The sequence below is a fragment of the Streptomyces sp. NPDC058240 genome (assembly GCF_042882135.1).
Lineage (GTDB): Bacteria > Actinomycetota > Actinomycetes > Streptomycetales > Streptomycetaceae > Streptomyces.
On sequence record NZ_JBHVWT010000012.1, the window covers coordinates 37,707 to 51,106 of the forward strand.

At 72.2% G+C, this 13,400-nt stretch carries 8 protein-coding genes; 2 read left to right on the forward strand and 6 right to left on the reverse strand.

Translation table 11 applies throughout. The features are described 5' to 3' along the window. Window positions 1-18: 18 nt before the first annotated feature. The 6 genes from ACFVX4_RS20695 to ACFVX4_RS20720 form a co-directional block, all read right to left on the reverse strand. Entirely contained in the window at window positions 19-1,212 is a 1,194-nt protein-coding gene (locus ACFVX4_RS20695; RefSeq protein WP_385328072.1) for a glycine C-acetyltransferase, read from the reverse strand. Window positions 1,213-1,263: 51 nt separating this feature from the next. Next, window positions 1,264-2,292, reverse strand: a complete 1,029-nt coding sequence (tdh, locus tag ACFVX4_RS20700; RefSeq protein WP_389979223.1) for an L-threonine 3-dehydrogenase — start codon at window positions 2,290-2,292, stop codon at window positions 1,264-1,266. Window positions 2,293-2,575: 283 nt separating this feature from the next. Beyond that, a complete protein-coding gene (locus ACFVX4_RS20705) occupies window positions 2,576-4,690 on the reverse strand; it encodes a bifunctional serine/threonine-protein kinase/ABC transporter substrate-binding protein (RefSeq protein ID WP_389979226.1) in 2,115 nt (704 codons plus the stop codon). 6 nt (window positions 4,691-4,696) lie between these two features. Then, a complete protein-coding gene (locus ACFVX4_RS20710; protein WP_389979229.1) occupies window positions 4,697-6,841 on the reverse strand; it encodes a bifunctional serine/threonine-protein kinase/ABC transporter substrate-binding protein in 2,145 nt (714 codons plus the stop codon). Between the two features lie 18 nt (window positions 6,842-6,859). Then, window positions 6,860-7,663 (reverse strand): hypothetical protein, encoded by an 804-nt coding sequence (locus tag ACFVX4_RS20715; RefSeq protein ID WP_389979589.1) that lies wholly within the window; start codon window positions 7,661-7,663, stop codon window positions 6,860-6,862. 128 nt (window positions 7,664-7,791) lie between these two features. Beyond that, window positions 7,792-8,421 (reverse strand): GNAT family N-acetyltransferase, encoded by a 630-nt coding sequence (locus ACFVX4_RS20720; protein WP_389979232.1) that lies wholly within the window; start codon window positions 8,419-8,421, stop codon window positions 7,792-7,794. Between the two features lie 294 nt (window positions 8,422-8,715). On the opposite strand from ACFVX4_RS20720, the gene ACFVX4_RS20725 reads away from it, so the two are divergent. Next, window positions 8,716-10,392, forward strand: a complete 1,677-nt coding sequence (locus tag ACFVX4_RS20725; RefSeq protein WP_389979235.1) for a glycosyltransferase family 2 protein — start codon at window positions 8,716-8,718, stop codon at window positions 10,390-10,392. A gap of 16 nt (window positions 10,393-10,408) precedes the next feature. Continuing rightward, window positions 10,409-13,342: an SGNH hydrolase domain-containing protein gene (locus tag ACFVX4_RS20730; protein ID WP_389979238.1), complete on the forward strand. Its 2,934-nt coding sequence runs from the start codon at window positions 10,409-10,411 to the stop codon at window positions 13,340-13,342. Window positions 13,343-13,400 lie beyond the last annotated feature (58 nt).

A 13,400-nucleotide genomic window follows, 5' to 3' on the forward strand; every position in this document is an offset into this window, starting at 1 on the left:
CCGGGTGAGGCCCGGGTGCTACTCCCCCAGCGCGGCCCGCGCGTCGACGAACGCGTCCACGGCCCGGTTCACGTCCTGTGTGGAGTGCGCGGCGGAGAGCTGGACGCGGATCCGGGCCGCGCCCTGCGGGACGACCGGGTAGGAGAACCCGATCACGTACACACCGCGCTCCAGGAGGAGCTCCGCCATCCGGCCTGCCTTCGCCGCGTCCCCGATCATGACGGGGGCGATGGCGTGGTCGCCGGGCAGGATGTCGAAGCCCTCCTCGGTCATCCGGGTACGGAAGAGCGCGGTGTTGGCGTTGAGCTGCTCGCGCAGGTCACCGGCGGCCTCCAGCAGGTCGAGGACCTTGAGCGAGGCCGCCGCGATGACCGGGGCGAGGGAGTTGGAGAAGAGGTACGGGCGGGAGCGCTGGCGCAGCAGCGCGACGATCTCGGCGCGGGCCGCGACATAGCCGCCGGACGCGCCGCCGAGCGCCTTGCCGAGGGTGCCGGTGATGATGTCGACCCGGTCCATCACGTCGTGCAGCTCCGGCGTGCCGCGGCCGCCGGGGCCGACGAAGCCGACGGCGTGCGAGTCGTCGACCATGACCATGGCGTCGTAGCGCTCGGCCAGGTCGCAGATCTCGCGCAGCGGCGCGACGTACCCGTCCATGGAGAACACGCCGTCGGTGACGACGAGCCTGCGCCGGGCGCCGGACGCCTCCTTGAGCTGCTTCTCCAGGTCGTCCATGTCACGGTTGGCGTAGCGGAACCGCTTGGCCTTGGAGAGGCGGATGCCGTCGATGATGGAGGCGTGGTTGAGGGCGTCGGAGATGACCGCGTCCTCCGGGCCGAGGACGGTCTCGAAGACACCGCCGTTGGCGTCGAAGCAGGAGGAGTAGAGGATCGTGTCCTCCTGGCCGAGGAACGTGGAGAGCCGCTGCTCCAGTTCCTTGTGGACCTCCTGGGTGCCGCAGATGAAGCGGACCGAGGCCATGCCGTAGCCCCAGCGGTCCAGCGCCTCGTGGGCGGCGGCGATCACCTCGGGGTGGTCGGCGAGGCCCAGGTAGTTGTTGGCGCAGAAGTTGAGTACCTCACCGGGTCGGCCGCCCGCGGTGACGGCGACCGACGCGGACTGCGGGGTGCCGATCACGCGCTCGGGCTTGTGCAGTCCGGCGGCCTCGATCTCTTCGAGGGTGGTGCGCATGTCGTCGCGTACGGAGTCGAACATGAGGGGTGTCTCCCAGCTGTCTACGGTGGCGTCGTCCACGGGGGCGTCGGGTCAGGAGGTCCAGTCGAGGATGACCTTGCCGCCGCGGCCGCTCGCCGCGTCGTCGAAGGCCGCTTCGAAGTCGCGGTAGCCGTACCGGCCGGTGATCACGGGGGCGAGGTCGAGGCCGCCCTCCAGCAGTACGGACATGGCGTACCAGGTCTCGTACATCTCACGGCCGTAGATGCCCTTGACGGTGATCATCGAGGTGACGATGCGGGCCCAGTCGACGGCGAACTCCTCGGACGGCAGTCCGAGCATGGCGATCCGGCCGCCGTGCGTCATGTTCGCGATCATGTCGCGCATGGCCTCGGGCCGGCCGGACATCTCCAGGCCGACGTCGAAGCCCTCGCGCAGTCCGAGGCTCTTCTGGCCGTCGGCGACGGTCTCCTCGCCGACGTTCAGGGCGAGGCTCACACCGACCTTCCGGGCCAGCTCCAGGCGGGCCTCGCTGACGTCGGTGATGACGACGTTGCGGGCGCCCGCGTGCTTGGCGACGGCCGCGGCCATGATGCCGATCGGTCCGGCGCCGGTGATCAGTACGTCCTCGCCGACCAGCGGGAACGACAGCGCGGTGTGCACGGCGTTGCCGAACGGGTCGAAGATCGCGGCGATGTCGAGGTCGACGGGGACCCGGTGCACCCAGACGTTGGACGCGGGCAGGGCGACGTACTCGGCGAAGGCCCCGTCCCGGCCGACGCCGAGGCCGAGCGTGGAGCGGCACAGGTGGCGGCGGCCGGCCAGACAGTTGCGGCACTTGCCGCACACCAGGTGGCCCTCGCCGCTGACCAGGTCGCCGACGTTGATGTCGACGACGTCGGCGCCGGTCTCCGCGACCTCGCCGACGAACTCGTGCCCGAGGACCAGCGGGGTGCGTACGGCCTGCTGCGCCCAGCCGTCGTAGTTGCGGATGTGCAGATCGGTGCCGCAGATACCGGTACGGAGCACCTTGATCAGTACGTCCGAGGGGCCGATCTCCGGCTCCGGCACGTCCATCAGCCAGAGTCCCGGCTCGGCCTTCTGCTTCACGAGTGCCTTCACGGCTGCGGCTCCCTGCGCTGGTGCGGCGTTGAGTACCCCGGGCCGGGGGCATGCCTGTGGGAAGCCTGCGGCCCGGGGAGGATCGAGAGGGACGGGGCAATGGCAGCGCGCGTCGATCGGCTGCCGCGCACCATCCTCTGCCGTCACGGAGAAATCTGCCGCACCCCGCGCCACAGGTCCATCGAGGTTTTCTTAAGCGCGCCCGCAGCTCCGCTTCATGCCGTGCTCCGCCCCGGCGTCACATGTGGGCGCCGCTCCCGCCCGGCGCCCGCGCCGTTCCGCTTCATACCTCCGTGTACGGCCCCAGGAAGCGCGCCCGCCCGCTCCGGACCCGGTAGAGGAACATCCCCGTCTCGGTCGGCACCTGATGGGTGGAGTGGAAGGAGAGCGTCCGGGTGATGCCGGGGTGGCTGGTCCGGAACAGCCGCTGTGCGACGCCACCGCGTTCCGCGTCGGCCGCGCTCGTGGACCGGGCGGCGCGGGCGATCAGCCCGACCGCGTCGTAGGCCTCGGCGGACCAGTCGGCCGGCGCGGCCCCGAACCGCTTCCGGTATGCGGCCGTGAAGGCCTTCGCGGCCGGGAGCGCCGCCGGGTCGGTGTAAGCCTGTGCGAAGACCCATCCTTCGGCGGCCTTTCCCGCGCCGCGGAGGAAGGCGGGTGCCAGGACCGGCCCGACGGACATGCCGGTACCGGTGAATCCGGCGTCGGCCAGGGCGGTGGCGCAGCGGGCGCCCCGGCCGGGGGACGATCCGGCGTACACGACCGCGTCCGCTCCCGCCGCGACCGCCGTGTGGGCGGCCGGGGCGAAGGTGGTGGTGTCCGCCTCGACCGTGTGCACGGTCACCTCGGTCCCCTCGATCGCGGTGTCCCGGAAGCGGTAGGTGATCGACCAGCTGCTCCGGGGGTCGGCACGGTCCTCGACGACGACCACCCGTCGGGCCGGACGGACTTGGGCCACGTACCGGATCAGGGCGATGGGCAGCGAGTCGTCGAAGGGCCGGGTCACGCAGAGGGACTTGGTGCCCGCCCAGTCGGCGGTGGTGGATCCTGCCGCGACGACGACCTGGGCGAGGCGTGCGTTCTCGTAGCGGCCGACGACGGCCGCGGCGGCGACGTCCCCGGTGGGGCCGACCACGGCGAGCACTTCCGGATCGGCGATCAGCCGGTTGGCGACGTGCAGGGCACGGGCCGCGTCCCCGGCGTCGTCCTCGGTGCGCAGGGCGAGCAGGAAACCCGTGTCGGTACGGGAGTTGTGGTCGTCGACGGCGAGCCGGATCCCGCGTTCATGCGCCAGGCCGACCGCCCTGCCCGGCCCGCTGAGGTCCGCGTGCAGACCGATCGTGTACGTGGGAGGGGTGCGGGAGGACGCTCCCTTGTCGCGCTGTCGCCCGGCCACCAGGGCAGCGACCGCACCGCCCGTCAGGAGGACCGCACCTCCGGCCGCGGCAGTGAGGAGACGCCGTCGCGACGGACCGGGCGGACCGGGGGCCCCGACGACGGTGGGCGGTTCGGGGGCGGGGAGCGCGAGGGCGGCGGCCGAGCGTTCGGCGATCAGTGCGGACAGACCCGGCGGTGCCCAGGAGCGCCCGTCCGGAGGTGCGGCACCGGTGAGCCGTTCTTCGACCTGACGCGCCGGGGGCCGGTCCGCCGGGTCCTTGGCGAGGCAGGCCGCGACGAGGGGCAGGAGTCCGGGCGGCAGCCCGTCCAGGTCGGGCTCGTCGTGAACGGTCCGGAAGAGCACCCCCGCGGCGGTGCCGTGGCCGAACGGACGCCGCCCGGTCGCCGCGTACATGAGGACGCAGCCCAGCGAGAAGACGTCGCAGGCCGGTCCGAGCGGCCCCGCCGAGGCCTGTTCGGGGGCGAGGTAGCCGGGTGTGCCGATCACGGCGTCGGTCGCGGTGAGGGCGGTGGCGCCCTCGTGGCGTGCGATGCCGAAGTCGATGAGCCGGGGCCCGTCGAGGGCGAGGAGCACGTTGCCGGGCTTGACGTCGCGGTGGATGAGACCGGCCTCGTGCACCGCGACGAGCGCGCCGGCGAGGCGGGCGCCGAGCACACGGACAGTGGTGGCCGGCAGCGGCCCCTCGGTGGCGACGGCCTCGGCCAGCGAGGGGCCCGGCACGAACGCGGTGGCCAGCCAGGGTTCACGGGCCTCGGTGTCGGCTCCTGTCACCGGGACCGCCCACGGTCCGGTGACCCGCCCGGCGGCCTCGGACTCGCGCCGGAAGCGGGCCCGGAAGCCGGGGTCGGCGGCGTGCTCGGCCCGGATCACCTTCACCGCGGCGAGCGCCCCGCCGGACGAACGGGCCAGGTAGACCACGCCCATGCCGCCCGCGCCGAGCCGCACCAGGGTGCGGTACTCGCCGATGGCGCGGGGGTCGTCCGGGGTGAGCGGCCGCATGCCGGATCAGGTCCCGGTCCTCGGCGCCCGGCCGAGATAGTGGTAGGCGCCGCCGCGCACCCCGTACAGATATGCGTCCGAGCCCTTGAGGCGGTGGGTGTCGTCGAAGGCGTAGGTCCGGGACACCCCTTCGTACGTGGCCGCGGCGATGCCCGCCACCAGTGCGGACCGCGCGGGCCGCTGGGCCCCCTTGGTGAGGGCGGTGAGGGCGGCGATGACGAGCCCGGCCGCGTCGTACGCCTCGGCGGCCCAGTGGCCGGGGCCTCCCCCGAATCTCTTGCGGTGCGCCGCGGCGAACTCCTTGGCCTCGGGAGCCGTCGCGTCGATGTAGGGAGCGGTGAACTCCCAGGTTTCGGCGGCTTCCCCGGCGTCGCTCAGGAAGCGTACGTCCATGACGGTGTGCATGGCCATGCGGGGCCCCTCGAAGGGGGTGGCGGCGAGAGCGCGCGCGGTACGGGCGGCTCCGGCCGTGTCGCCCGCGTAGAAGAAGGCGTCGCTGGCGTGCGCGAGCATGTCCGCGACGACCGGTGCGAAGTCGCGCGTACCGGTCGGCACCACTCTCGGGTAGGCGGTCCCGGTGGTGAGCACACCGGCGTTCATGTTGGTGAGGTATCCCACCTGGTAGGCGGACTGGCCGCCGGACCGGTCGAGCAGCACCCCGAGCCGTTCGACATCGGGTCTGAGCAGCAGCCGGTTGATGATCGGCGCGGACAGCGCGGCATCGGACGGGGCGGCCTGGAAGAAGGACCTCTTTGACCTGGCGGGGTAGGCGATCTGGAGCGAGGACACGGTGATGACCGGCAGCATCGCCTCGTCGTACGCGCCGAGGACGGAACCGGTGGCGGGGTCGCCGGTCGGGCCGATCACGGCGAGCACATCGCGGTCCCGGGTGAACTGTTCGGCGACCCGAACGGCCCGGGTGGCGTCCCCGCAGTCGTCGAGCGCCTTCACCTGGAGCGTGAAGGGCTTGTCCTTGCGGGAGTTGAACCGTTCGACGGCGAGGCGTACGCCACGCTCCTGTGCCCGTCCGGCCGCGCTCCGGGGGCCGGACAGATCCGCCTGTACGCCGATGATCCAGGCCCGCTCGCCCGCCCCGGCCGTACCGGTCGCGCCCTTGTCGTCGCGCGGCCACTCCCGTACGGCGAACGCGCCGCCGCCGGCCGCGACCACCGCCGCGGCGCCCGCCAGCAGAAGGAGTCCCCGGCGCCCCGGTCGGGGCGCGCTCGTCACGGGTTCCCCGGCGGTCGTGGCATCGATGCCGGGCAGCGCGAGCATCGCGGCGGACCGGTCGGCGATCAGCCGTACGACGTCCTCGGGCAGCCAGTCGACGGACCCGTCGGGTGCGTCCTCGACGATCCGCGCGTCGAGCTGCGCGGCGGTGGGCCGCGCGGCGGGTTCCTTGGCCAGCAAGGCGCCCAGCAGCGAACGGAGTTCGGGATCGTCGACCCCTTCGAGGTCGGGTTCGTCGTGAACGGCGCGGTAGAGCAGCGCCTCGACGGCGCCGCTGCCGAAGGGCGGCCGCCCGGTCGCCGCGTACGCCAGGAGGCAGCCCAGCGAGAACACATCGCCGGCGGGTCCGGTGGCCGTTCCGCCGCCGGATGCCTGCTCCGGCGAGAGGAAGCCGGGGGTCCCCACCACCAGGTCCGTCGCGGTCAGCGCGGTGGCGTCGACGGCTCGCGCGATGCCGAAGTCGATCAGGCGCGGGCCGTCGACGGTGAGCAGCACATTGCCCGGTTTGACGTCGCGGTGGACGAGTCCGGCGGCGTGCACGGAGGCCAGCGCACGGGACAGCAGCCGTCCGAGCACCCGGACGCTCCGCGCCGGCAGCGGCCCGCACCGGGCGACCGCCTCCGACAGGGCCGGTCCCGGTACGAACGCCGTGGCCAGCCAAGGGCGTTCGCCCTCCGTCCCGGCACCGGTCACCGGAACCGCCCAGGGGCTCTCCACCCGGCGGGCGGCCTCGACCTCGCGGCGGAAGCGGGCCCGGAAGCCGTCGTCCTCGGCGTACTCGGGCAGGATCACCTTGACCGCGGCGAGCGCCCCGGTGTCCGTACGGCCGAGATAGACCACCCCCATCCCACCGGCGCCGAGCCGCCCCAGCAGGCGGTGTCCGCCGATCCGTGACGGGTCCGAGGCACGCAGCTCATCCATCGACCGCCCCTCCCTCTCTCAACTCTGCTTCTCGACAGCGGACTTGAGCCGGACCAGCATGGTGGCCTGGGCCTGGGTGGTAAGTGCGTCGATCTCCCTCTCGGTCCGCCCCTCGGCACCCCTGCCCGTCACGGCCACGGTGAACTGCAGAGCCTGCGCCTGCTGCCAGAGGTACGGATGGGGGCCACCGAGCGCGGCGCTCCGGTACTTCCCGGCCTCGATCAGCGCGTCCTCGGAGTTGTTCTGGGCACTCTCCCCCTGCGTCAGCGAGGCGGAGACCATCGAGCCGATCAGTTCGCCCTTGCGCAACTGCTGAGTGGGGCAGCGCATCGTCTCCTCGATCGACTCGGCCATCTCCCACCGCGCGTCCTCACGGGTGCGGTGGACGGTCATGACGGCGGAGAGCCGGATGGGCCCCTTCCCCTGGGCGGCGGGCACCTCGAACGAGCGGGTGACGGTGGCGAGGACACTGCTCACCGGCTTCTCCTGGCGCCAGACGCAGTCGGCCCCGAGGACGGGCCAGGTGGCCGGGTCGCTCTCGTACGGGCTGCGCTCGACCACCCCGGGCCCGAAGCTCCCGGGGTCGGCAATCACCCGCCCGATCAGGTCGAGCGCGGCGCTCCTGGAGGCGGGAAGCCGGGCCGGGTCCGCATCGATGGACCCGTCCCCCTCGGAACCGGCCGCGGGGTCCGCGCTCATGCTTCCGGACGGACGGGGGCTCCCGCTTCCCTCTCCCGGGCTCTCCCCTCCGCCGGAACATGCCACCAGCAGCAGTGGGGCCAACGCCAGGATCCCGTATCTGCGTATCGGCCCGCTGCACATCACGATCGACCACCCCGTCTCCCCGATGCCGCGTCGATCCTATGAGCGCGGGCCGGACACGGGCAGTTCTGGGCAGAACTGTTGCGGCTTCAGGACGTTGGGGCGGCGGTCGGGCGGCTCGACGGCCGCTACGCCGCCGGCTCGGCCGGTTCCGGGTCGGTGGCCAGGCGGGCGTGCAGGTGCTCGTCGTGGTACTTCCCGTCGCCGAAGCGGTAGGAGTCGCGCAGTGTGCCCTCGGGGAGATAGCCGCAGCGGTCGGCCACCCGGCAGGAGCCCTCGTTGCCCACCGCGTGGGCTATCTCGATCCGACGGGCATCGGCGGTGGCGAAGCCCCAACTCGTCACCGCCCTGGTCGCCCTGGTGGCGATGCCCCGCCCGCGGGCGGCCGGCAGCGTCCAGTAACCGATCATCGCCAGGCCGTCCTCGCGGTCGACCCAACGCAAGGCGACATTGCCCAGCAGGGCACCTCCGGCTGCTTCCAGCACGGCGAACGAGGCGCTGGCACCACGGTCCCAGGCCCCGTCCCGCGCCTGCACCCAGGCCAGGGCGGCGCTGCGGTCGGCCGCCGCGAGCGGGCTCCAGAGGGCGATCCGCGGATCCGCCGCCGCGGCCACCAGGCCGTCCAGCACGGCTTCCGACTCGGCGTCCTCCCGGCTCCATGGGCGCAGCACCACATCACCGAGGTCGAGTGCGGTGCGGACGAAGGCCTGTCGGTCGATGGGGTCCTGCGCGGTCTGCGGGGGCATGGATGTGCTCATGACCCCATTCATACCCGGCCGTACGGGACCCCGCCAGCGAATTTCCGCCGGTCAGGGGCGGTGGTCCGCGGTCCACCCCGGCCCGGGAATTGGACGACTGTTAACCCCCGCGTGCCCTTGTGATTCCCGCACGACACGGACGCAACCGATCGAATAGGTCTGGACCACTCGCGGACGCCTTGATCCGCCACCCCATTCAACACTCCCTTTTAACGCTCCCTTCGCAAATGGTCTATACCTTTGACGGTATGGTGGATCACCCGATGCCGCCAAATGCCTGGCCATGGGGGTCTTATGATGATCCATCACCTTCCTCAACCGCCGTCCGACCACGAGCTCTACTGGTACTTCGGGCCGCAGCGCCGCTGGGTACTGATCAGCACCTCGTTCGCCTTCGCACTCACCGCGGCGACGATGCTGACCTTCGCGCTGCGCACTCCGGCCCTGTGGGCCTTCCTCGCGGTGCTCGCCCTCAATGTCGTCGCCCTCGCGCTGTCCTCGGTCAACAGCCTGCGCCAGCGACGGCTGACCAGGCGCTCGCACGAGGTGCTCGTCCATGCCTGGGACCCGGCCGAACTGCCCTATGTGGACCTGTACTTGCCGACCTGCGGCGAACCGCTCACCGTTCTGGACAACGCCTACCGCGCGGTCTCGGTGGTCGACTGGCCCGGCGCGCTGACCGTCTGGGTACTGGACGACGCCGCGAGCCCCGAGGTCGCCGAGCTGGCCGCCTCGTACGGATACCGGTACGTCGTCCGGCCCGACCGGGGTCACCTCAAGAAGGCCGGCAATCTCAACCACGCACTCACCTTGAGCAGCGCGGAGTACATCGCCATCCTGGACGCCGATTTCGCGCCCAGACCCGACTTCCTGCGTCATCTCGTCCCGTATCTCGCCGACCCGGGTGTCGGTATCGTGCAGAGCCCCCAGTGCTTCGACACCTACGGGTCGATGAGCTGGATCCAGCGCGCCGCCGGATCGGCCCAGGAGTGGTTCTTCCGCTGGATCCAGCCGTCCCGGGACGCGAGCGACGCCGCGATCTGCTGCGGCAGCAACGCGGTCTACCGCCGCAGCGCCATCGACCTGGCCGGCGGCTTCGCCAGGCTCGACCACAGCGAGGACCTGTTCACCGGGCTCGCACTCCACGAACAGGGGTTCCGCACCCTGTACGTTCCGGTGCTGGTGGCCAAGGGCACCTCGCCGGACAACCTGGCGTCCTTCGTCAACCAGCAGTACCGCTGGGCGATGGGCAATCTGCATCTGCTGGGGACGCCCGTCCTCAAGCGCATGGGCGCCCCCTGGCGGATGCGGCTGTGCTTCTACGAGGGCATCGTCGGCTACCTGACGACGGCGGTGAACACCTTCGCCGCTCCGCTGCCGCCGTTGGTGATGCTGTTCCGGTACCCCGACGACGTCCGCCCCTGGCACGTGCTGCCGCTGCTCGCCCCGCTCTGGCTCTGGCACGTACTGCTGCCGCGGATCAGCCGGACTCGCTGGCGGGTGGAGGTGATCCGGGCCAACGTCCTGACGAGCGTCGCCGCCGGGGCCGCCTTTCTGCACACCCTCCGCGGCCGCAGCGCGGCCTGGGTGCCCACCGGGGCCGGCGATGCGGCGAAGGGCGGCATGGCCCGCCGGGTCGTGATCGTCTCCCTCGCCTGGCTCTGCTGCTCCACCGGCGCGGCCGCCGCCGGGCTCGCCCTGGCGGTGGCCCGCAACGGCTGGGAACCCAACTGGGGTCTCATCCTCTACCTGTTGGTGCAGTGCCAGATCAACCTGCCTCTGATACGTGACCTGTTGACCGAACTGCGCCCCGCCGGCCCGGCACGCGGGCCCGCGCGGCCGGTACGTCCCACGGGGCGCTCCCTGCTGCCCAGGCGCTGGCCCGAAGCGCTGGCCGCCACAACACTTCTCCTGCTCACCGCCCTGCTCGCATCCGGTTGGGTCAACCCGATGCTGCCCTGGCTGAGTTGAAAGGCCCGTCAGATCAATGTCCACGACCATGGCTCCCGGCTTCCGTCGCCCCGGGTTCCGCCCAGACATCGAGGGGCTGCGCGCGGTCGCAGTGCTCGGGGTCCTCGCCTTCCACGCGGCCGTGCCCGGCCTGACCGGCGGATTCGTCGGAGTGGATGTCTTCTTCGTCATCTCCGGCCATCTGATCACCGGGCTCCTGGTGCGTGAGGCCGTCACCACCGGGCGCATCCGGCTCGGCGAGTTCTTCTCCCGCCGGGCCCGCCGGCTGCTGCCCTCCGCCGCCGTGGTCCTCGGCGCCGTCGCACTGGCCGGGGCCTGGCTCACCGTCCCGCTGCGCCGCACCGAGCTGGAGTACGACGTGGTGGCCGCGGCGCTGTCCGCCGCCAACTGGCGCTTCGTCCAGCAGCAGACCGACTACCTCGCGGCAGGCCACGACCAGAGCCCGTTGCTGCACTTCTGGTCGCTGGCGGTGGAGGAGCAGTTCTATCTCTTCTGGGCCCCACTGCTCGCCGGGTGCGTGTATGTCGCCGCCAGGGCGGCACGCCGGGGGCGCGCCGTGCGGTCGGCGGTGACCGCCTTCACCGTACTGCTGACGCTCGGCTCCTTCGCCCTGTCGCTGCGCTGGACAAGTGACTCCGTTTCGCTGGCATACCTCGGAACTCCCTCGCGGGTATGGCAGTTCGACATCGGTGCGTTACTGGCACTGCTGCCCTGGCACCTGCTGCGCGGCCCCCGCCCGTTGCGTCTGCTGTGCGGGTGGGCGGGGGCAGGGGCACTGTTGTGGTGCATGGTCGAGTACGACGCGTCGACCCCGTACCCCGGATACGCGGCGCTCGTGCCGACGCTGGCCACGGCAGCGGTCATCCTGGCCGGGATACCCGACCGGTCGGCCGGCGGGAGCGCGAACGGCCTGGACGCGTACGGGGTGGGGCGGCTGCTGGCGGGCCGGGCACCCCGCGCGGTCGGACGGCTCTCCTACACCCTCTACCTGTGGCACTGGCCCGTACTCGTACTCGCCGAGGCCCGCCTCGGCGCTCTGGACTGGCCGGCGAAGGCAGCGCTGACGGTGGCGTCCGCGTTGCCCGCGCTGGCCACCATGCGCTGGGTCGAGCAGCCGGTGCGTCACAGCAGGACCGTGTCCGAACTGCCCCGGCGTGGACTGTCGGTGGGGGTGTCGGCCGTCGCCATCCCGGTCGTCCTCGCGCTGGTGATGGGCACCACGACCCTGCGTCTGCTGGGCCCGGCCGCACCGGTGGACGTGAAGGGCCTGCCGCCGGGCGCGGCCGAGGGCCCGCATCTGCTGTCACGGAACGGCACGCCGTTCAAGGACGGCCCCGTGGTACCCAGTCCCGTGCAGGCGCGCAAGGACTTCCCGCCGGACGGGGCCTGTGAGGTGGCACCGCCGGTGACCAGCAGTCCGCCCTGCCTGTTCGGGGCGACCGACAGCCCGGACCGGATCGTCCTGCTCGGCGACTCGCATGCCGGTCAGTGGTTCTCCCCGATGCTCGCCCTGGCGGCCCAACGCGGCTGGGCCCTTGAGGAGTTGGTGAAGCAGGGCTGCCCGCTGCCGGAACTGCGTGTGGTCAATCCCCAGTTGGGCCGCACCTATCACGAGTGCGACACCTGGCGCACGGACACCCTGGCCCGGCTCGGCAAGGGGCCCAAGCCCCGTCTCGTCGTGATCGCCTCCCTCAACCGCTACACCGATGACCAGCGACTCCTCACCAGGGGCTGGGAGAAGACGCTCGAGCCCCTGCGTGCGCTCGGGGTCCCGATCGTGTACCTGGAGGACACCCCCGTGCCGGGGAAGGACATCCCGGCCTGCGTCTCCGGGCACACCACGGACCCGGAGGCATGTGCGTTCGACCGCGACACCGCACGGTGGCCCGACCCGCTGGCGCGGCGGATCGCGTCCGGCCGGCTGCCCGGGGTGCGGGCCGTGTCGGTCGACCCGGTCCTGTGCCCGCCGAAGGGGACGACCTGCCCGGCGGTGCTGGACCGGATCCTGCTGTACCGGGACGACGCCCATCTGACCGATGTCGCCGCCGTGGTCCTCACGCCCCGGCTCGAACGGCTCCTCACGGAGGCCGGAGCACTGTCCGGCGGCCCGGGGCCGGAGTCGGACGGCTGGACCCGGATCATGCACGACGACTTCGAAGGGCCGGCGGGCAGCCGCCCGTCCGCCGCCCGCTGGAAGTACGACATCGGCACCTGCTATCCGGGCTGCCCGGCCCCGCAGTGGGGAACCGGTGAGATCGAGACCATGACGGACTCGACCGACAACGTGCGCCTGGACGGGAAAGGTGCACTGGAGATCGTCCCCACGCTCAGGAACGGCAAGTGGCACTCCGGCCGGATCGAGTCCCGGCGGGCGGACTTCGCGCCGCCCCCCGGCGGTGTGATGCGGATCGAGGCGTCCATCGCGCTGCCCGATGTCACCGGCTCCGCGGCGGCGGGCTACTGGCCGGCCTTCTGGACCCTGGGAGCGAAGCTCCGCGACGGCTTCACGGGGTGGCCTTCGGTCGGTGAACTCGACGTCATGGAGTCCGTCAACGGCCGCGACACCGTCTTCGGCAGCATGCACTGCGGCACCCTCGAAGGCGGCCCCTGCGAAGAGCCGGTGGGCCTCACCTCGGGACCGCGGCCGTGCCCCGGCTGCCGTACCGCCTTCCACTCCTACGCCGTCGAGGTCGATCTGACGCCCGGTGCCGAGGAAGTGCGCTGGTACCTGGACGGCCGTGTCCACCACCGGGTCACCGAGGCGGGAATGGACTCCCGGACGTGGGACCGGGCGGTGCACCACGGGCTGTTCCTGATCCTGAACGTGGCCATGGGCGGCAAACTCCCGGCCGCCGACGGCGCCACCGCTGGCCCCGGCACCGAACCGGGACACCCGATGCGCGTCCAGCACGTCACCGTCTCGACCCGGGAGGGCGCCCCCCGCTCCTGACTGACCACACCGCGCCGCGCCGCACCACACACCGAGTCGGCTCCGGTGCGCGGCGCGG